The 19022-nt window shown below is 52.9% G+C and carries 20 protein-coding genes; 12 read left to right on the top strand and 8 right to left on the bottom strand.

The features are described from left to right. Positions 1 to 18: 18 nt before the first annotated feature. The 6 genes from rng to csrD form a co-directional block, all read right to left on the bottom strand. A complete protein-coding gene (rng, locus tag RIN69_RS02290) occupies positions 19 to 1488 on the bottom strand; it encodes a ribonuclease G (RefSeq protein WP_313855294.1) in 1470 nt (489 codons plus the stop codon). Beyond that, a complete protein-coding gene (locus RIN69_RS02285; RefSeq protein WP_313855293.1) occupies positions 1478 to 2071 on the bottom strand; it encodes a Maf family protein in 594 nt (197 codons plus the stop codon). Before RIN69_RS02285 ends, rng begins: the two co-directional genes overlap by 11 nt. An 8-nt stretch (positions 2072 to 2079) precedes the next feature. Next, positions 2080 to 2568 carry a rod shape-determining protein MreD gene (gene mreD, locus RIN69_RS02280; protein WP_313855292.1) on the bottom strand — a complete coding sequence of 163 codons (489 nt, stop codon included), beginning with the start codon at positions 2566 to 2568 and terminating at the stop codon, positions 2080 to 2082. Beyond that, positions 2565 to 3611, bottom strand: a complete 1047-nt coding sequence (mreC, locus tag RIN69_RS02275) for a rod shape-determining protein MreC (RefSeq protein ID WP_313855291.1) — start codon at positions 3609 to 3611, stop codon at positions 2565 to 2567. Before mreC ends, mreD begins: the two co-directional genes overlap by 4 nt. A gap of 66 nt (positions 3612 to 3677) precedes the next feature. Next, positions 3678 to 4721 (bottom strand): rod shape-determining protein MreB, encoded by a 1044-nt coding sequence (mreB, locus tag RIN69_RS02270; RefSeq protein WP_052898226.1) that lies wholly within the window; start codon positions 4719 to 4721, stop codon positions 3678 to 3680. A 315-nt stretch (positions 4722 to 5036) separates the two neighbouring features. Beyond that, positions 5037 to 6986 carry an RNase E specificity factor CsrD gene (csrD, locus tag RIN69_RS02265; protein ID WP_313855289.1) on the bottom strand — a complete coding sequence of 650 codons (1950 nt, stop codon included), beginning with the start codon at positions 6984 to 6986 and terminating at the stop codon, positions 5037 to 5039. Positions 6987 to 7221: 235 nt separating this feature from the next. On the opposite strand from csrD, the gene acuI reads away from it, so the two are divergent. The 11 genes from acuI to fis all read left to right on the top strand — a co-directional run bounded on the left by acuI (position 7222) and on the right by fis (position 16749). Further along, positions 7222 to 8199: an acrylyl-CoA reductase (NADPH) gene (acuI, locus tag RIN69_RS02260; RefSeq protein WP_313855288.1), complete on the top strand. Its 978-nt coding sequence runs from the start codon at positions 7222 to 7224 to the stop codon at positions 8197 to 8199. A 121-nt stretch (positions 8200 to 8320) separates the two neighbouring features. Beyond that, a complete protein-coding gene (gene msrP / locus RIN69_RS02255; RefSeq protein WP_313855286.1) occupies positions 8321 to 9325 on the top strand; it encodes a protein-methionine-sulfoxide reductase catalytic subunit MsrP in 1005 nt (334 codons plus the stop codon). Beyond that, complete coding sequence (gene msrQ, locus RIN69_RS02250; RefSeq protein ID WP_313855285.1) at positions 9326 to 9928, top strand: protein-methionine-sulfoxide reductase heme-binding subunit MsrQ; 603 nt, start codon at positions 9326 to 9328, stop codon at positions 9926 to 9928. It begins immediately after the preceding gene. A gap of 235 nt (positions 9929 to 10163) precedes the next feature. After that, positions 10164 to 10616 carry a type II 3-dehydroquinate dehydratase gene (aroQ, locus tag RIN69_RS02245; RefSeq protein ID WP_313857564.1) on the top strand — a complete coding sequence of 151 codons (453 nt, stop codon included), beginning with the start codon at positions 10164 to 10166 and terminating at the stop codon, positions 10614 to 10616. 21 nt (positions 10617 to 10637) lie between these two features. Then, a complete protein-coding gene (accB, locus tag RIN69_RS02240; protein ID WP_313855284.1) occupies positions 10638 to 11111 on the top strand; it encodes an acetyl-CoA carboxylase biotin carboxyl carrier protein in 474 nt (157 codons plus the stop codon). Positions 11112 to 11122: 11 nt separating this feature from the next. After that, entirely contained in the window at positions 11123 to 12469 is a 1347-nt protein-coding gene (accC, locus tag RIN69_RS02235) for an acetyl-CoA carboxylase biotin carboxylase subunit (RefSeq protein ID WP_313855283.1), read from the top strand. A gap of 91 nt (positions 12470 to 12560) precedes the next feature. Next, positions 12561 to 12803, top strand: coding sequence for a YhdT family protein (locus tag RIN69_RS02230; protein WP_313855282.1), 243 nt, complete (start codon positions 12561 to 12563; stop codon positions 12801 to 12803). Next, positions 12793 to 14247 carry a sodium/pantothenate symporter gene (gene panF, locus RIN69_RS02225; RefSeq protein ID WP_313855280.1) on the top strand — a complete coding sequence of 485 codons (1455 nt, stop codon included), beginning with the start codon at positions 12793 to 12795 and terminating at the stop codon, positions 14245 to 14247. The genes RIN69_RS02230 and panF overlap by 11 nt, the downstream gene beginning before the upstream one ends. 10 nt (positions 14248 to 14257) lie before the next feature. Further along, complete coding sequence (prmA, locus tag RIN69_RS02220) at positions 14258 to 15139, top strand: 50S ribosomal protein L11 methyltransferase (protein ID WP_313855278.1); 882 nt, start codon at positions 14258 to 14260, stop codon at positions 15137 to 15139. Between the two features lie 322 nt (positions 15140 to 15461). Beyond that, positions 15462 to 16427 (top strand): tRNA dihydrouridine synthase DusB, encoded by a 966-nt coding sequence (gene dusB, locus RIN69_RS02215; RefSeq protein ID WP_390902495.1) that lies wholly within the window; start codon positions 15462 to 15464, stop codon positions 16425 to 16427. Between the two features lie 25 nt (positions 16428 to 16452). Then, positions 16453 to 16749, top strand: coding sequence for a DNA-binding transcriptional regulator Fis (gene fis / locus RIN69_RS02210; protein ID WP_000462905.1), 297 nt, complete (start codon positions 16453 to 16455; stop codon positions 16747 to 16749). 81 nt (positions 16750 to 16830) lie between these two features. On the opposite strand, the gene RIN69_RS02205 is transcribed toward fis, so the two are convergent. Both RIN69_RS02205 and RIN69_RS02200 read right to left on the bottom strand, forming a co-directional pair. Continuing rightward, a complete protein-coding gene (locus tag RIN69_RS02205) occupies positions 16831 to 17169 on the bottom strand; it encodes a hypothetical protein (protein WP_313857561.1) in 339 nt (112 codons plus the stop codon). Continuing rightward, positions 17166 to 17531: a tlde1 domain-containing protein gene (locus tag RIN69_RS02200; protein WP_313855276.1), complete on the bottom strand. Its 366-nt coding sequence runs from the start codon at positions 17529 to 17531 to the stop codon at positions 17166 to 17168. Before RIN69_RS02200 ends, RIN69_RS02205 begins: the two co-directional genes overlap by 4 nt. Positions 17532 to 17910: 379 nt before the next feature. Between RIN69_RS02200 and lpxP the strand changes: the two genes are divergently transcribed. Next, complete coding sequence (lpxP, locus tag RIN69_RS02195; protein WP_313855275.1) at positions 17911 to 18840, top strand: kdo(2)-lipid IV(A) palmitoleoyltransferase; 930 nt, start codon at positions 17911 to 17913, stop codon at positions 18838 to 18840. The last annotated feature ends 182 nt before the right edge of the window (positions 18841 to 19022 follow it).

The following is a 19022-nucleotide window of genomic DNA, read 5'->3' as shown; positions in this document are numbered from 1 at the left end:
GCAATGTTGGATAAACCTTTACATCATCACCACGTCAAACTGCTCCTGAGTATAGAGCGGTTCGACCTGGACTTTGACCTGTTTACCAACGAAAATTTCCACTTCCGCCAGCGCGTGAGACTCTTCACTCTTTAACGCTTCCCCTACTGCCGGTGAGACATACACCAGGAAGCGATCGGAATCGTATGCATGATGCACCCGGACAATCTCGCGCATAATTTCGTAGCAGACGGTTTCGACGGTTTTTAACGTGCCGCGCCCTTTACATACCGGGCAGTCGCGACACAGCACGTGCTCAATGCTTTCTCGGGTCCGCTTACGCGTCATTTCCACCAGACCAAGCTGTGAGAAACCGTTAATCCCGGTTTTCACCCGATCCTTACTTAACGCGGTTTCAAGCGAGTGCAGCACCCGACGGCGATGCTCCTCATTATTCATATCGATAAAGTCGATAATAATAATGCCGCCCAGGTTACGTAACCGCAGCTGGCGGGCAATCGCCTGCGTCGCTTCGATATTGGTATTAAAGATAGTTTCATCGAGATTACGATGGCCGACAAACGCGCCGGTATTGATATCGACGGTAGTCATCGCTTCGGTTTGATCGATAATCAGGTAGCCACCAGACTTCAGTTCCACCTTACGATCCAGCGAGCGCTGAATTTCGTTTTCAACATCAAACAGATCGAAGATCGGCTGCTTGCCGGTATACAGCTCAAGCTTATCGGTCATCTCCGGAATATATTCACTGGTGAATTCCACCAGGTGTTCGAAGGTCAGACGTGAATCAATGCGCACCCGATCGAGCGCCGCCCCGGCAAAGTCGCGCAGCACGCGTTGCGATAGCGCCACTTCGCCATACAGACGGCAACGCGTCTGATTACGCTTCTTACGCTCGATGACTTTCGTCCATAAGCGCTTCAGAAAGGCCGCGTCGGATGCCAGCTCATCCTCACCGACGCCTTCAGCAGCGGTGCGAATAATATAACCACCCAGCTCATCGCAATAGCTCGATACCACCGCTTTCAGGCGATCGCGTTCGGCTTCACTTTCGATACGCTGTGAGACGCCAACATGTGAAGCGCCGGGCATAAACACCAGGTAGCGCGACGGCAGAGTAATATCGGTAGTCAAGCGTGCGCCTTTGGTGCCGAGCGGATCTTTTACGACTTGCACCATCAGATCCTGTCCCTGACGCACCAGCTCAGAGATATCACGCACGCTGAAGTTCTTCTGCTCTTCACCGGCGACGCATTCGGTATGCGGCATGATGTCAGAGGCGTGCAAAAATGCGGCTTTATCCAGCCCAATATCGACAAAAGCCGCCTGCATACCCGGTAACACCCGGCTGACGCGACCTTTATAAATATTTCCGACAATGCCGCGACGCGCTTCGCGCTCAATATGAATCTCTTGCAGAATTCCACCATCGATGTACGCAACCCGCGTTTCCGATGGCGTAACGTTAACCAGCAATTCAGCCGTCATGTTGTCCTCTCAGTTCACGCAGAGACTGGAAGTGGCTGAACAGCTCTGCTGTCTCAACCAGAGGGAGTCCGACAACTGCGTGATAACTGCCATTAATTTTTCTGACAAAGTTACCGCCAAGCCCCTGAATACCATAGGCTCCGGCTTTATCCATCGGCTCGCCGCTGGCGACATAGCTGGCAATATCCTCCGCTGATAAGATGCGGAAAGTGACGTCAGTGGTCACCAGACAATCAAGCACCTGCTGCGAGTCGGCCAGCGCCACGGCGGTCATCACCTGATGGGTGGCACCGGAAAGTTTCGCCAGCATTTCGCGGGCATGCTGTTGATCCCGGGGTTTTTCCAGCACTTCACCGTCGAGCACTACGATAGTATCTGCTCCGAGCACCGGCAAATCCAGCGCAGCAACCGCCACACCAGCCAGCGCTTTATCGCGCGCCAGGCGCAGCACATAGTGCGCGGCAGCTTCGCCGTCACCACGCTGCTCTTCAACTTCAGTCGCCAGCCGTTCAAAACGCAAGCCAAGCTGCGTCAACAGTTCACGTCGGCGCGGTGAACCGGAAGCAAGATACAGAGATAGCATAGTTGTCCTTATTGAACAGCGAATTGACGGCGGATCTTTCTCATCAATAAGAATAGCCAGGGCCAGAGAATACCGTCGACTACACTGCTCCAGAAAATTTCTGGTCGGAATGAGACATTAATTACTAAGAATTCAGCCCAGAAAACAATGACATCCATTGCCAGCGACAGAACCATAACCATTAATGCTTGCTGCCACAATGCCAGGTTGCGGAACAGCTGGAATTTAAACGCCACCAGATAGGCGATAATACTTAGCGCCAGCGCACGCACGCCCAGTGTGGAACCGGAGATGAGGTCCATGATGCCCCCCATCAAAAATCCGCTGCCGACATTAACCCGATGCGGCAGCGCCAGCACCCAGTAAATCAGAATCAGCAGCAGCCATGATGGCCGGAACATATAGAACTGATCCGGCCAGGGCATAATTTGCAGCACCAGCGCAACCAAAAAGGAGAGCCAGATAACCCAACGACCATGGCTGCGATAGCTACTCAAGGCTGACCTCCACGGCTGACGGGTGGGTTACGTCCGCTGCCGCTGGCGGCAGGTTGTTGGCTGTTGGTCGAGGGTGCAGTGGCCGCTGGCGGCGTGGTCAGCGCGGCGGGTGCCGGTGGCCCCATCGCACTGGCAGGCGGCAGCACCTGCGGCATCATCTGCATCAGGCGCTCGTTAGCAACGCGATGAACTTCATCCGGTGCCATTGGCATATCACCACGCGTATCCGCGCCCCACAGCAGCAGCAGATAACGTAACCGCTGCAAGCCGGCCGTCGGACGCGCCTGAATCACGGTGTAAGCACGCTGGGTATCCACTTTGACCGAGGACACAACGCCAACCGGATAACCTTCCGGGAAGCGGCCGCCCAGCCCTGAGGTGACCAGCACATCGCCCACGCGGATATCGGTATTACCCGGCAGATGTTCCAGCTGCAGATCTTCAGTACAACCATTACCGGCGGCAATCACGCGAATATCATTGCGTAATACCTGAATTGGCAGCGCATGTGAGGCATCACAAATCAGCAGCACCCGACTGGTGACTTTGCCAACGGCAACCACCTGCCCGACAACGCCTTTATCACTGATTACCGGCTGACCTTCATAAACACCGTTGATGCTGCCTTTGTCGATCACCATCTGATCGGTATAAGGATCGGTTCCGGCAGAGATCACCTGAGTGACCATCTTATGTTCATCCTGACGCAGTGGCGAGCCAAGCAGCTCACGCAGGCGCGCGTTCTCCTGCTTAAACTGGCCCAGCATCAGCAGCTCACTGTTTTTCAGGAAGAGTTCGCGATGCAACGCTTTATTTTCCAGCTCTAATTGCTGGCGGGAGGCCAACGTTTCAGAAACGTTGTCCAGAATTTGACGTGGCCCATTGGCCAGAAAATAGAATGGACTGACAGCAGTGTCCATATAGGTGCGAATCTGGGTAAAAGCCCCCACTCGACTGTCGGCAACGATAACTCCAATTGCCACGATAACCGCCAAAAAAAGGCGCAGCTGCAGGGATGGACCCCTGCTGAAAATCGGCTTCATAAACGCAGCGTATTCCTCGACATCAAGAAAAGGGAGTGATGGCCTGACCACCACTCCCCTGGCAGATTATTCTTCGCTGAACAAATCGCCGCCATGCATGTCGATCATTTCCAGCGCTTTACCACCGCCGCGCGCGACGCAGGTCAGTGGATCTTCTGCGACAACAACCGGAATACCGGTTTCTTCCATCAGCAGACGATCGAGGTTGCGCAGCAGTGCGCCACCTCCGGTGAGCACCATACCGCGCTCGGAAATGTCGGAAGCCAGCTCCGGCGGGCACTGTTCCAGTGCAACCATTACCGCACTGACGATGCCGGTTAACGGCTCCTGCAGCGCTTCAAGAATTTCGTTGGAGTTGAGCGTAAAGCCACGTGGCACACCCTCAGCCAGGTTACGCCCACGAACTTCAATTTCAATCACTTCATCACCCGGATAAGCCGAGCCAATGCCGTGCTTGATACGTTCAGCCGTCGCTTCACCAATCAGTGAACCGTAGTTACGACGCACATAATTAATGATGGCCTCGTCGAAACGGTCACCGCCGATACGAACAGAAGAGGAGTAAACCACACCATTCAACGAGATAACGGCAACTTCGGTAGTACCACCACCGATATCCACGACCATAGAACCGGTCGCTTCAGAAACAGGTAATCCGGCACCGATAGCCGCAGCCATTGGCTCTTCAATCAGGAATACTTCGCGAGCACCTGCTCCCTGAGCAGATTCGCGGATGGCACGGCGTTCAACCTGCGTTGCGCCGACCGGCACACACACCAGCACACGTGGGCTGGGGCGCATAAAACTGTTGCTGTGAACCTGCTTGATAAAATGCTGCAGCATTTTCTCGGTCACGAAGAAGTCAGCGATTACGCCGTCTTTCATTGGGCGAATTGCGGCGATGTTACCCGGCGTACGGCCCAGCATCTGTTTTGCGTCATGACCGACAGCCGCTACGCTCTTTGGGGAGCCAGCGCGATCCTGACGAATAGCAACGACCGAAGGCTCATTCAGAACGATGCCCTGTCCTTTCACATAAATAAGGGTATTGGCGGTACCCAGGTCGATGGACAAGTCGTTGGAAAACATGCCACGAAATTTTTTAAACATACTAAAGGATAATCCTGCAAGCTGGGGGCGGAAAATAAAATCCGCTTACTTTACCAACCACACGAGGCAGCTACAAGGCGCCAGAGCGTTCTGATTCGGTGAAAAGTCAGGCAATTTCTTGCTCATGACATAACCGCAATAGCGACATTACAACCGTAGCCCTGAAATCAGGCACTGTGCTTTCAAAATTATGGCTGGCAAGCGGACATAACATACATAAAATTTAACATTTTTAGGTTTCATCGGTTCACCGACGAAGCCGCCTCGAACCACAACCGCGCGGCTATTCTACGTGAAATCGAGGTTAACGGCAGACTAAACTCGATATCTTTGCGAATATTTTTTTACGTTGCTGTTAACCGGCTGAGAGGCGGCAAAAAAGTCACCCTGACCGCCTGCTACGCCCAGCTCCGACAACGTCTGCCACTCGGATCGTGTTCTGACACCTGCGGCGAAAACACGCGTCGGTGTCACCTTGCATACCTCGATCAAACTTTGTACAAACAGCTGATTCTCAGTACGACGTTCAATATCGCGTACCAGCCCAGGGTGAAGCTTAATAATTTCCACCTTGACCTGTTTAAGATACGCGGTACTCACCATGGTTAATCCTGCCTGGTTGACGGCAATCCGACAGCCAAATCCTTCAAGTAACTGGAAAACTGGCTGTAGTCGATTGATGTGTTGACACACATCCGCTTCTGCAAGTTCAAATAAAATACGTTTTCTTTGCAATTTAGTGCATTGCAGCAGGCTATCACGCAGCCAGCGCTGGAAAGTACGCTGCAATAACGCGTCGACGGTGACTGGCATCGCCAGCGTTTCTTCCGGCCAGACGCTCAGTAACGTGATAATCCGTGTGACCAGCAAACGGTCGTAGCTCTCTGCCAGCCCCATTTGTTGAACCGGCTGCATATACTCAGCAGGCAGCAGCTCTTTCTCACCATCAAAGATGCGCGTCAGCATTTCCCGATGATGGACATTACCTTCGCGGGTTACCGCCGGTTTCTGGTACAGCCGTGGCCCACCGAGGTTGAGCGTATGTTCCAGCAGCGTGCGCCATTTAACACTGCCACGCCCCATCTCACTGGTATTCCCCTCACCAACCGACCAGTTGTTGCCGCCCAACAGCGTGGCGTGACGCGTCGCCAGCTCAACATTCTCCATGACCTGTTGGGTGCTTTGGCCGCTGCGCCAGGCGCTGATACCGATGTGGATCATATCGTTACGATCCAGCATGCGCATCGGCGGCAGCGAATCCACTGCCTTAATTAGCTGGCTGGCGATGCTGTCGGCATCCTTTAAGGTGCGGTGCGGTAATAACACCGCAAAGTCACTGCGAAAATAGCGCGCCAACAGCGCGCCTGGATAGCGCATCACAAAGGTCGACAGCATATTGACCAGATCGAACAGATAGTCCTGACGGGTGTTCTGCACATTGTGTTCGCGCAGGGTGTCTAAATCTGGCAGGCGGATCATCATGACCACCCCATGCGCGCCAACGTCCTCCGCATCTTCCAACAGGGTGGCGAGCTGATTATCAAAAAACAGCCGATTATGCAGTCCGGTTTTGGCATCCTGGGCGGCAAAGGCGCGGATCAGCGTATCAACGCGGATATGCTGTTCACCGGCTTCCTGCAGATCGTTGAGTAACAGATCGATAGCGCCGCTGGCTTTGGGCGGCCATTCATGCACCGAACCGCGCTCAATACTGGCGCGCTCGCCGAGGATCACTCTTTGCGCGCGTGACTCGAGGCTCTCCATCCCTTTCAACTGGCGGTAGAGCCAGCGGTGAGAGAGCAGCAGAATCATCATCATAATAATGACCACGCTGACCACCGCGATCACCGTTGAAGTACCAATAAATGAACGGAACCAGGTATTGGCCGGATCGAGCCAGAGGATACGTACCCTCATTTCCGGATGCTTAATCAGCGTGATTTCCGACTGGCTGAAGCGGTTAGGCTCATCTTCGATAAGTGCATTTTGATGGCGGTTGAGTGACAGCAGAGTGTGGAGGTTATCGTGAATCTCGATACGTTCAATGTTGAGCGGCGGCATCATTTTGCGCAGCCAGGGTTCCAGTTCCGCTGCCGTGCTGTACATCAGCGACTGATCGATTTCGGTGGCGATAGTCTGAACCCGCTGCTCGACTTTCTGATAGCTGAGATAGAAGAAACTGAACGCACAGCCCACTAACATCAGCAACATTGCCAATGCACTGAGCAAAGTGATAAACGCAGATAGTTTGGTGGTTAATCGCATCCTTGTGCCTTTTAACTGCGGTGATAAACAACGCCATTAACCAAGCGAGAGGCGATCTGAGGTTAATAACAGTGAAAAAGAGCCGCGCTGAGTCATCAGAATCAGCTTAATGGTAGAAAATAACATAACCGAATGCGCTTTTGTTTGCGCCGCCGCAGTTTACGCCTATTTTTGGCGAGTATAGTTATAGCAACTACATTTTCAGCAGATTGACGGATTATTTCAGGAGATTCTTATGCAAGCATTGCTATTAGAACAATCCGAGGGGAAAACCCTCGCCACCGTAAAAACGGTCTCCCGTGATTTATTGCCGCCAGGCAATGTCACAGTGGATATCAGTTGGTCTGGTATTAATTATAAAGATGCGCTGGCGATCACCGGTAAAGGAAAGATAATCCGCAATTTCCCGATGGTGCCGGGTATTGATTTCGCCGGCACCGTCCATCACAGCGAAGATCCGCGTTTTCATACTGGCCAGGCAGTACTGCTGACCGGCTGGGGCGTCGGTGAACAGCACTGGGGTGGTCTGGCAGAGCAGGCGCGGGTAAACGGCGACTGGCTGGTAGCGATGCCGGAAGGACTGGACGCGCGCAGGGCGATGATTATCGGTACCGCCGGTTTTACCGCCATGCTGTGCGTAATGGCGCTGGAAGAAGGTGGCGTGACGGCGGATAGCGGAGAGGTGCTGGTAACCGGTGCCAGCGGCGGCGTGGGCAGTACTGCAATCGCTCTGCTCAGCGCGCTGGGCTACCGCGTGGTGGCGGTAAGCGGTCGCGAAAGCACGCACGATTATCTGCGCCAGTTGGGTGCCAGCGAGATTCTGCCGCGTAGCGCATTTAGCGGCGAGACGCGCCCACTGGAAAAACAGCGCTGGGCAGGAGCGATTGATACCGCCGGCGATCGGGTGCTGGCCAGCGTACTGGCGCAAATGAACTATAACAGCACCGTCGCCGCCTGCGGTCTGGCTGGTGGTTTTTCGCTGCCGACCACGGTAATGCCGTTTATTCTGCGCAATGTGCGCCTGCAAGGCGTGGATTCAGTAATGACACCCGCTGCACGCCGCAGTGAAGCCTGGAAACGTTTACCGAAGATCCTGCCTGCATCGTTTTATCAGCAGGCGACCCGCGAAGTACCGCTGGCCGACGCGGCCGACGCGGCAGCGCGACTGCTTAATAATGATGTTACCGGTCGTACGCTGGTCAAAATCGCGTAACCGGCACAGGACGCGAGGGAACGCGTCCAGGAAATTTCATATTTTCCGGCAAAAACTCGCCAGTTAAGCCAGCTTGCACCATGCTGATTGCAGTCTCTTCTCCTGCCATGAGGGCGTTCTGATGAAGCCTGTGAATAAACTGACTGAAGCCGACGTTACGCCGGAAAGCGTATTTAACCAGCGCCGCCGCGATATTATAAAAACACTCGGTCTCAGCGCCGCCGCCATGACGCTGCCGGTTACCGCGCGTGCCGACCTGCTGTCGTGGTTTAAAGGCAATGACCGCCCTGCTGCACCTTCCGGTAAACCACTCGATTTCACCAAACCTGCCGCCTGGCAGGCCGATTTAACCTTAACGCCGGAAGATAAAGTTACCGGCTATAACAACTATTATGAGTTTGGCCTTGATAAGGCCGACCCGGCGGCGAATGCCGGTTCGTTAAAAACCACCGACTGGAAAATCCGTATCGACGGTGAAGTTGGCAAGCCAATGACGCTGGATATGGATGACATCTTTAAGCGTTTTCCGCTTGAGCAGCGAATCTACCGCATGCGCTGCGTTGAAGCCTGGTCAATGGTGGTGCCGTGGGTAGGCTTTGAGCTGGGCAAGTTGCTGAAAGCCGCCGAGCCCACCAGCAATGCGCGCTTTGTCGCTTTTCAGACGGTGTATGCACCGGACCAAATGCCCGGCCAGCAGGACCGTTTTATTGGCGGCGGCCTGAAATATCCGTATGTTGAAGGGCTGCGGCTGGATGAAGCAATGAACCCGCTGACGCTGTTAACCACCGGCGTGTACGGTAAAGCATTACCCCCACAAAATGGCGCGCCCATCCGCCTGACGGTGCCGTGGAAATATGGCTTCAAAAATATCAAATCAATTGTGCATATTAGCCTGACCCGCGATCGCCCACCGACCACCTGGAACCTGGCAGGTCCGGAAGAATACGGCTTCTATGCCAACGTGAATCCTCATGTTGACCATCCGCGCTGGTCGCAGGCTACCGAGCGTTTTATCGGTTCTGGCGGCATTCTGGACGTAAAGCGTCAGCCAACCCTGCTGTTTAACGGCTATGCCGAACAGGTGGCCTCACTGTATCGCGGGCTGGATTTGCGGGAGAATTACTGAGTGCGCCTGACACTAAAACAGATTACCGCGCTGAAGGTGCTGCTGCACCTGGCGGCTTTTTTGCCGCTGCTGTGGTTGATCCTTTCTGTCGATCAGGGGTGGTTCAGCGCCGATCCGGCGAAAGATATTCAGCATTTTACCGGCCGAATGGCGCTGAAACTGCTGCTGGCGACGCTGGTGGTCACCCCGCTGGCGCGCTACGCCAGGCAGCCGCTGCTGATTCGCACCCGCCGACTGCTCGGTTTATGGTGTTTTGCCTGGGCCACGCTTCATCTGATCAGTTATTCACTGCTGGAGCTGGGGATCAGCAATCTGCGACTGCTCGGTCAGGAAGTGGTTACCCGCCCTTATCTGCTACTGGGGATGATCAGCTGGCTGCTGCTGCTGGCACTGGCACTGACTTCATTTCAGAAAGCCCAGCGCGCTCTTGGCCGTCGCTGGCAGACTTTGCATAATTTCGTCTATCTGGTGGCGATCCTCACACCGATTCACTATCTTTGGTCGGTGAAGATTTTGTCGCCACAGCCGGTAATTTACGCCATTATTGCAGCGATCTTGCTGGCATGGCGTTACAAGAAGTTTGCTAAGTGGTTTTCCAAATAGCCCCAGATAATGTGTTCCAGCCCGCATATCCTGCAGACAACCGCCAGCCATCATCGGCTCGCGGTTGATAATCTTCGCTGATAAGACCAGTATTTAGCTGCTAATTGCAACGAAATCGATATAATGCCCGCCTTTGCAGGCAATGTGGCGCCAATTTTCATCCTGAAGGGTGACAAATGGTTTTTCACAAGGTATTTTACGCGTTGCCTCAATTATTGCAGGAGATAGCAGCAAGATGGCAGTCAACTTTCATATTCTGCTTTTGAACGGTCCCAACCTCAATTTGCTGGGCACGCGAGAGCCTGAAAAATACGGTAAGACCACATTAGCCGAGATTGTCAGTGACCTGACCTCGCAAGCTGACGCGCTGCAGGTAAAACTCAGCCATCTCCAGTCAAATGCTGAACATGCGTTGATTGATCGCATTCATCAGGCAAAAGGCAATGTCGATTATATCGTCATTAACCCGGCGGCATTCACCCATACCAGCGTGGCTATTCGCGACGCGTTGTTGGCAGTGAGCATTCCGTTTATCGAAGTGCATCTCTCCAATGTGCATGCCCGCGAGCCTTTTCGCCATCATTCATATCTCTCTGATATTTCTGCGGGCGTGATCTGTGGACTTGGCGTCGACGGTTATTCCTGGGCTTTACAAACGGCAGTAAAACGCCTGTCACATTCTAATTAAACAGAGTACGGAACCAAACTCATGGATATTCGTAAGATTAAAAAACTGATCGAACTGGTTGAAGAATCAGGCATCGCTGAACTTGAAATCTCTGAAGGTGAAGAGTCAGTTCGTATCAGCCGCTCCCCTGCAAACATGGGCTACCCAATGATGCAGCAGGCTTACGCATTACCGGCTATGCAACAGCAGCCAGCTCTGGCTAATGCAGTAGCACCAGCTACCACTCCGGTAATGGAAGCGCCGGCAAGCGCTGAGATCAGTGGCCATATCGTACGTTCCCCAATGGTCGGTACTTTCTACCGCACGCCAAGCCCGGACGCAAAAGCGTTTGTGGAAGTGGGCCAGAAAGTGAATGCAGGCGATACCCTGTGCATCGTTGAAGCGATGAAAATGATGAACCAGATCGAAGCCGATAAATCCGGCGTTGTTAAAGCGATTCTGGTCGAAAGCGGTCAGCCAGTTGAGTTTGACGAGCCGCTGGTAGTCATCGAATAACGAGGCGAACCATGCTGGATAAAATTGTAATTGCAAACCGTGGTGAGATCGCGCTGCGCATTCTGCGTGCCTGTAAAGAACTTGGCATCAAGACTGTGGCTGTGCACTCCAGCGCGGACCGCGATCTGAAACACGTCCTGCTGGCCGACGAAACCGTGTGTATCGGTCCGGCCCAGTCGGTCAAAAGCTATCTGAACATTCCTGCGCTAATCTCTGCCGCTGAAATTACCGGCGCGGTAGCGATTCACCCAGGCTATGGCTTCCTGTCCGAGAACGCTGACTTTGCTGAGCAGGTTGAGCGTTCTGGCTTTATCTTTATCGGCCCGAAAGCTGACACTATTCGCCTGATGGGTGATAAAGTTTCGGCGATCAATGCGATGAAGAAAGCCGGTGTTCCGTGCGTACCTGGGTCTGACGGCCCGCTGGGTGACGACATGGAAAAAAACCGTGCCTTCGGTAAGCGCATCGGTTATCCGGTCATCATCAAAGCTTCTGGCGGCGGCGGTGGTCGTGGTATGCGCGTTGTGCGTCAGGAAAAAGATCTGGAACAATCCATTAATATGACCCGTGCGGAAGCGAAAGCCGCTTTCAACAACGATATGGTCTATATGGAGAAGTATCTGGAGAATCCTCGCCACATTGAGATCCAGGTTCTGGCCGACGGCCAGGGTAATGCGATCTATCTGGGTGAACGTGACTGCTCAATGCAGCGTCGTCACCAGAAAGTGGTTGAAGAAGCACCAGCACCAGGCATCACCAGCGAAATGCGTCGTTTTATCGGCGATCGTTGTGCGAAAGCCTGTATCGAAATCGGCTATCGCGGTGCGGGGACTTTCGAGTTCCTGTATGAAAACGGCGAGTTCTATTTCATCGAAATGAACACCCGTATTCAGGTTGAACATCCGGTTACCGAAATGATTACCGGCGTTGACCTGATCAAAGAGCAGCTGCGTATTGCTGCTGGCCAGCCGCTGTCAATCAAGCAAGAAGAAGTGGTTATTCGCGGTCATGCGGTGGAATGCCGTATCAACGCCGAAGATCCAAACTCCTTCCTGCCGAGCCCGGGTAAAATTACCCGCTTCCACGCACCAGGTGGTTTTGGTGTGCGCTGGGAATCGCATATTTACGCCGGTTATACCGTACCGCCGTATTATGACTCAATGATTGGTAAGCTGATCACTTACGGCGAAAACCGTGACGTGGCGATTGCGCGCATGAAGAATGCGCTGGCTGAGCTGATTATCGACGGCATTAAAACTAACGTCGAACTGCAGATGAAAATCATGTCCGACGAAAACTTCCAGCAGGGTGGCACCAATATCCACTATCTGGAGAAAAAACTCGGCCTGCAGGACTAACCGTTCTGATATCGCCAGTTTGTCGTAAAGGCCGGTTTAACCGGCCTTTTTCTTGCGGATTTTTTGCTGAATTATCAGTTGAGGTTGACTTATGGATGCACGTTTTGTGCAGGCGCATAAAGAAGCGCGCTGGTCGTTTGCTTTGGCAGTCGCCTATCTTGCCGCCTGGGCACTAAGCGCCTGGCTGGCTGGCAATGAGATTGGTTTTACCGGGCTGCCGCGCTGGTTTGAACTCTCCTGCCTGTTTGTGCCGCTACTGTTTATTTTTCTCTGCTGGTTGATGATTCGCGTGGTTTTCCGCGATATTCCGCTGGAGGACGATCGTGCAAATTGAAGTGCTTCTGCCACTACTGGGCTATTTGCTGCTGGTCGCCGGGTTATCGGTGTATGCGGTGCGCAAACGCTATGAAGGCAACTTCCTTAACGAATACTTTCTCGGCAGCCGCTCAATGGGCGGTTTCGTATTAGCCATGACGCTTACCACCACCTATATCAGCGCCAGCTCGTTTATCGGTGGCCCGGGTGCCGCCTATAAATATGGTCTGGGATGGGTGCTGCTGGCGATGGTGCAGGTACCGGCGGTCTGGCTGTCACTGGGCGTGCTGGGCAAAAAGTTCGCTATTCTGGCGCGACGCTACAATGCGGTGACGCTGAATGACATGCTGTACGCCCGCTATGGCAGCACGCTGCTGGTTTGGTTCGCCAGCCTGAGTTTGTTAGTGGCGTTTATCGGGGCGATGACGGTGCAGTTTATCGGCGGCGCTCGCCTGCTGGAAACCGCCGCCGGCATTCCTTACGACAGCGGTCTGCTGATATTCGGCCTGACTATCGCGCTGTATACCGCATTTGGCGGCTTCCGCGCCAGCGTGCTGAATGATGCAATGCAGGGGCTGGTGATGCTGGCAGGGACTTTCCTGTTGCTGTTTGCCGTGATTCACGCGGCGGGCGGCATGCACGCGGCGATTGATAAGCTGCAGAAAATCGATCCGCAGCTGCTGACCCCGCAGGGTGTCGATCAGATTATCAGCCCGACCTTCCTCGCGTCATTCTCAGTACTGGTATGCTTTGGCGTGATTGGCCTGCCGCATACTGCGGTACGCTGCATCTCGTATAAAGACAGCAAAGCGGTGCATCGTGGCATTATTATCGGCACCATTGTGGTGATGATTCTGATGTCTGGCATGCATCTGGCGGGAGTGCTTGGCCGCGCGGTGATACCGGATCTGAAAATACCCGATCAGGTGATCCCGACGCTGATGATCACCGTACTGCCGCCGTTCGCCGCCGGGATCTTTCTTGCTGCGCCGATGGCAGCGATCATGTCAACGATCAACGCCCAACTGCTGCAATCCTCTGCAACGATCGTGAAAGATCTCTATCTGCGCCTGCGTCCACATCAGCTAACTAATGAACCGCTGCTGAAACGCATGTCCGGCATGATAACGCTGGTGCTTGGGTTATTATTATTGCTGGCGGCGTGGAATCCACCCGATATGATCATCTGGCTTAATCTGCTGGCCTTTGGTGGTCTCGAAGCCGTCTTCCTCTGGCCGCTGGTGCTGGGGCTGTACTGGGAGAAAGCCAATGCGGCAGGTGCACTGAGCGGGATGCTGGTCGGTGCCGCTGTCTATACGCTATTAGCCAGTTTAGATATTCAGCTGCTGGGCTTTCATCCGATTGTTCCTGCCCTGCTGCTGAGCCTGATCGCATTTTTGATCGGCAACTTGTTTGGTCGCCCGGCCCCGCAGCCTGACGACGCATCCACCCTATTAGAGTAAGAGAATCGCTATGCCCTGGATACAAATTAAGATCAACACCACTGGTGCTCATGCCGAAGAGCTGGGCGATGCGCTGATTGAACACGGCGCGGTATCCGTTACTTTCCAGGATACCCACGATAATCCGGTATTTGAACCGCTGCCGGGCGAAACGCGTCTGTGGGGCGATACCGATGTGATCGGACTGTTTGATGCCGAAACCGATATGCACGACGTGGTTGCCGGTCTGCAATTTCACCCGCTGCTGGGCGAAGGTTTTCACCACAAGATCGAACAGATTGAAGACAAAGACTGGGAGCGCGAGTGGATGGATAATTTCCATCCAATGCGTTTCGGCAATCGTCTGTGGATCTGCCCAAGCTGGCGCGACGTGCCCGATCCTTCTGCGGTGAATGTCATGCTCGATCCCGGCCTGGCGTTTGGCACCGGTACTCACCCGACGACCGCACTGTGCCTGGCGTGGCTTGATGGCCTCGACTTGCAGGGCAAAACCGTCATCGACTTCGGCTGTGGCTCCGGCATTCTGGCGATTGCAGCTCTGAAACTGGGTGCCGCGCAGGCGATTGGCATCGATATCGATCCGCAGGCGATTCAGGCCAGCCGCGATAACGCCGAGCGTAACGGTGTTTCAGAGCGTTTGTCGCTCTACCTGCCGCATCAGCAGCCGGAAAACCTGTCTGCCGACGTGGTGGTAGCCAATATTCTCGCGGGTCCGTTACGTGAGCTGTCACCGCTAATTAGCGTGCTGCCAAAACAGGGCGGACACCTCGGCCTTTCCGGCGTACTCGCCAGCCAGGCAGACAGCGTTTGTGAAGCCTATGCTGATAAATTTGCTCTTGATCCGGTCGCCGAAAAAGAGGAATGGTGCCGGATTACAGGCATTCGCCGCTAATTACCAGTTTTCCAGCGCCGCTACCCTTTTTACTTAGGTGAAACTCTGTAGCGGCGCTTTTAGCACGTCAGTTATCACGTAAACCGCCGTTTATGGCGTGATTTATGTTGCTTACAGGCTCACAAAAAAAGAAAAATCTTTGTACACAATTTCGTCGTTATTTTTTAACTCATTGTATAGAAAGGTAAAATATCAGAGCACCTACCTCTGAGGCGGTTTTGCTTGATCTGTTACTGCCAATTGTTCAAAGTTTGGCCTTTCATCTTCGTTAAAAAATGCGTAATATACGCCGCCTTGCGAACATATATGGTCACTTCTTTTCATGCGCATAGGACAACACCAGCTTCGTAATCGTTTGATAGCAGCCCCGATGGCCGGTATTACTGACAGGCCGTTCAGGACGCTCTGTCATGACATGGGGGCCGGAATGACCGTATCGGAGATGTTATCGTCTAACCCGGAAGTTTGGGCGAGCGATAAATCCCGTTTGCGTATGGTACACAGTGACGAGCCCGGGATTCGCACCGTGCAAATTGCCGGATGTGACCCTGATGAGATGGCACAAGCTGCGCGTTTTAATGCTTTATCTGGCGCGCAGATCATCGATATCAATATGGGCTGCCCGGCCAAAAAAGTGAATCGCAAGATGGCAGGTTCGGCACTGCTGCAACACCCGGAGCTGGTGAAGTCTATCCTCTCTGCGGTGGTCAATGCCGTTGACGTACCGGTGACCTTAAAGATTCGCACCGGCTGGGATACAGACAATCGCAACTGCGTAGAGATTGCCCAATTGGCTGAACGCTGTGGTATTCAGGCCCTGACAATACATGGACGCACACGCGCCTGTTTGTTCAACGGTGACGCTGAATATGACAGCATTCGGACAGTTAAGCAGAACGTTTCCATTCCGGTTATCGCGAATGGAGACATTACTGACCCGCACAAAGCCAGAGCAGTACTCGACTATACGGGGGCTGATGCCCTGATGATAGGCCGTGCTGCTCAGGGAAGACCGTGGATCTTCCGGGAAATCCAGCACTATCTGGACACTGGGGAGCTGCTGGCACCGATGCCGCTGGCAGAAGTTAAGCGCTTGCTCATCGGGCACTTACGGGAACTGCACGACTTTTACGGTCAGCGCAAGGGATACCGTATTGCCCGGAAGCACGTCTCCTGGTATCTCCAGGAGCACGCCCCGAACGACCAGTTTCGGCGCACATTCAACGCCATTGAGGATGCCAGCGAACAGCTGGAGGCGTTGGAGGCATACTTCGAAAAACTTGCGTAAACAGAAATAAAGAGCTGACAGAACTATGTTCGAACAACGCGTAAATTCTGACGTACTGACCGTTTCTACCGTTAACTCACAGGATCAGGTTACCCAAAAGCCTCTGCGTGACTCGGTCAAACAGGCACTGAAGAACTATTTTGCTCAATTGAATGGTCAAGATGTCAATGATCTGTATGAGCTGGTATTGGCTGAAGTTGAACAGCCTTTGTTGGACATGGTGATGCAATATACCCGTGGCAACCAGACCCGTGCAGCCCTGATGATGGGCATCAACCGCGGTACGCTGCGTAAGAAACTGAAAAAATACGGCATGAACTGATTAATCAGCTAAATGTCTGAATAAAGGCGCTTTTATCTTCTGATAAAGCGCCTTTTTCTTTGTATGCAGTTATGCCCCACTTCAGTGGTTGATTGTGCTGCTGGCAATCAGAAATACGTTTACTTCACTGGCTGAACACTCTTCCAGATTTGCATCGCTTTGGGTAATCACTTCATAAGCTTTGCCGCTATTATCATGGAAAATAAAATGCCAGATCTCAGTGGTTATCCCACCCGCTTTCTTTTGCGCCGCCAACTGTTTAATCTCAGTTTTTGTCCTGTCCAGATGAGTAATATCGGCAACATTATTATTCTTCAACCATACTTCGGCCATATTCATTGGCCATGAATGGCAATCCGCTTTCTTTGCACTGACAGAAAAAGAAAAAAGCAGGCATGTTAACAATATGAGTTTATTCACCAAATCACCTCCAGTTGCCGATCGCCACTAGTCCATATTCTCCTTCGCACATCAGGCGGCATAACAATGCAGCCATTTGAAGCCTCACCCGGATTTTCAATACTATCACCGTGAATAAGAAAACCGGCACGGCCATACATTACGTTGCCATGAGAGGGCTGCAGACGCATTGAATAAGGACCAGTATGAGGATGATGAAACGGATTGGTGATCGTGTAGTTCCCTCGAGGAAGCGGCCCAATATCGACTCTGTCCTGCATATCGGGAATATTTTTACCCTCGTCTTTGCCAGCGTAACCTGTAGCAACCAACCTGCCATTGTGAGACAACTGCCCGGTACTTTGTTGATATATCCATGCCATAACTGCTCTCCTTGTCCATAACTCATCCATTGAGTTACGCAATAACAACATAGTATTAAACCAACAGCCACAACCTTGCAATCACGTAAATTTACTATCAAAGACAATGATTTAGGCGTAGAATAATCAAGCGTCACCAATAGTCTTCGACTAAGTTTCTGATAAGATTACAGTAACTAAGTTTCGGTTCATTGTGTTAACGGTGCTGCTGCCAAAGTGAGCACTGTGGAATACCCGCCTGCGGTCGGACTTCTCTGACTTATGTAAAGTTTCAGCAAAGCCCTCAACTTCTGGTCATTAACGATGTCTGATGCAATGTACCGCGATAGATTAATTTCTTTATGCGTTACACCATCCACTTATGCATAAAGAGAAAATAATGAAAGCACCAAAAGCGCCACCGGCCTTCTCTCGCGATCTGCTCCACCCGCGTTACTGGTCGACATGGGCAGGCCTGGGTCTGCTTTTTCTGCTGGTCCAGCTTCCTTTCCCGCTACTGGAAAAGCTCGGCACCTGGATGGGACGCACCTCAATGCGCTTCCTGAAGCGCCGTGTGCGCATTACCCGCCGTAATCTGGAACTCTGCTTCCCGGACCTGCAATCGGAAATTCTCGAGCAGCGCATCGTCAGCAATTTCGAATCGTTGGGTATGGGCCTGCTGGAAACCGGTATGGCCTGGTTCTGGTCAGATGCACGTGTGAAACGTTGGTTCACCGTCAATGGCCTGCATAATCTGCAAAAGGCACAGGAAAATAAACGCGGCGCGCTGATTATTGGTGTGCACTTTATGTCGCTCGAACTGGGTGGCCGTGCAATGGGCATCTGCCAGCCGATGATGGCGATGTATCGCCCGCACAACAATAAAATGATGGAGTGGGTACAAACCAAAGGTCGTATGCGCTCCAACAAAGCGATGATTAACCGTCGCGATCTGCGCGGTATGGTTAGCGCGCTAAAACAGGGTGAAGCCGTTTGGTTCGCTCCTGACCAGGATTACGGCCCGAAGGGCAGCGTGTTTGCACCGCTGTTCGCCGTGCCACAAGCTGCCACCACCAGCGGTACTTACATGCTGGCGCGTCTGGCTAATCCGGCAATGGTAACCGTGGTATTGATTCGTAAAGAGAATGGTAGCGGTTATGAACTGGTGATCCAGCCTGAACTGCGTGATTACCCGTTGGAAGATGAACATCACGCCGCAGCCTATATGAATAAAGTGATTGAGCAGGAAATCATGCGTGCGCCAAGCCAGTATATGTGGCTACATCGCCGCTTTAAAACCCGGCCAGCCGGCGCCTCTTCGCTCTATTAATTCCCTCCTTGTAAAAAAGCCCGTCTGTTATCAGACGGGCTTTTTTTTTGCCCATTCTTAAATCGGACATCTGCAAGTGCGCTGCCGGTCACAATGCTGATATCTGGTGAAAATTTTTGCACTAATTGTGATCGCCCCGTCTGGCTTTGCCTCTCTTTGGTGCGGATATTAGACAAACTATC

Source organism: Winslowiella toletana, from assembly GCF_032164335.1.
GTDB classification, from domain to species: domain Bacteria; phylum Pseudomonadota; class Gammaproteobacteria; order Enterobacterales; family Enterobacteriaceae; genus Erwinia; species Erwinia toletana_A.
The sequence above is the reverse complement of the archived record's forward strand: the minus strand, read 5'-3'. Positions and strand labels throughout refer to the sequence as shown.

What these genes read in the sequence shown, in the direction of transcription:
- dusB (WP_390902495.1), top strand. Translation starts at nt 15,462, where the DNA reads ATGCGCATAGGACAACACCAGCTTCGTAATCGTTTGATAGCAGCCCCG.
- prmA (WP_313855278.1), top strand. Translation starts at nt 14,258, where the DNA reads ATGCCCTGGATACAAATTAAGATCAACACCACTGGTGCTCATGCCGAA.
- csrD (WP_313855289.1), bottom strand. Translation starts at nt 6,986, where the DNA reads ATGCGATTAACCACCAAACTATCTGCGTTTATCACTTTGCTCAGTGCA.
- RIN69_RS02200 (WP_313855276.1), bottom strand. Translation starts at nt 17,531, where the DNA reads ATGGCATGGATATATCAACAAAGTACCGGGCAGTTGTCTCACAATGGC.
- mreB (WP_052898226.1), bottom strand. Translation starts at nt 4,721, where the DNA reads ATGTTTAAAAAATTTCGTGGCATGTTTTCCAACGACTTGTCCATCGAC.
- fis (WP_000462905.1), top strand. Translation starts at nt 16,453, where the DNA reads ATGTTCGAACAACGCGTAAATTCTGACGTACTGACCGTTTCTACCGTT.
- RIN69_RS02230 (WP_313855282.1), top strand. Translation starts at nt 12,561, where the DNA reads ATGGATGCACGTTTTGTGCAGGCGCATAAAGAAGCGCGCTGGTCGTTT.
- accC (WP_313855283.1), top strand. Translation starts at nt 11,123, where the DNA reads ATGCTGGATAAAATTGTAATTGCAAACCGTGGTGAGATCGCGCTGCGC.
- accB (WP_313855284.1), top strand. Translation starts at nt 10,638, where the DNA reads ATGGATATTCGTAAGATTAAAAAACTGATCGAACTGGTTGAAGAATCA.
- acuI (WP_313855288.1), top strand. Translation starts at nt 7,222, where the DNA reads ATGCAAGCATTGCTATTAGAACAATCCGAGGGGAAAACCCTCGCCACC.
- rng (WP_313855294.1), bottom strand. Translation starts at nt 1,488, where the DNA reads ATGACGGCTGAATTGCTGGTTAACGTTACGCCATCGGAAACGCGGGTT.
- mreC (WP_313855291.1), bottom strand. Translation starts at nt 3,611, where the DNA reads ATGAAGCCGATTTTCAGCAGGGGTCCATCCCTGCAGCTGCGCCTTTTT.
- msrP (WP_313855286.1), top strand. Translation starts at nt 8,321, where the DNA reads ATGAAGCCTGTGAATAAACTGACTGAAGCCGACGTTACGCCGGAAAGC.
- lpxP (WP_313855275.1), top strand. Translation starts at nt 17,911, where the DNA reads ATGAAAGCACCAAAAGCGCCACCGGCCTTCTCTCGCGATCTGCTCCAC.
- RIN69_RS02285 (WP_313855293.1), bottom strand. Translation starts at nt 2,071, where the DNA reads ATGCTATCTCTGTATCTTGCTTCCGGTTCACCGCGCCGACGTGAACTG.
- aroQ (WP_313857564.1), top strand. Translation starts at nt 10,164, where the DNA reads ATGGCAGTCAACTTTCATATTCTGCTTTTGAACGGTCCCAACCTCAAT.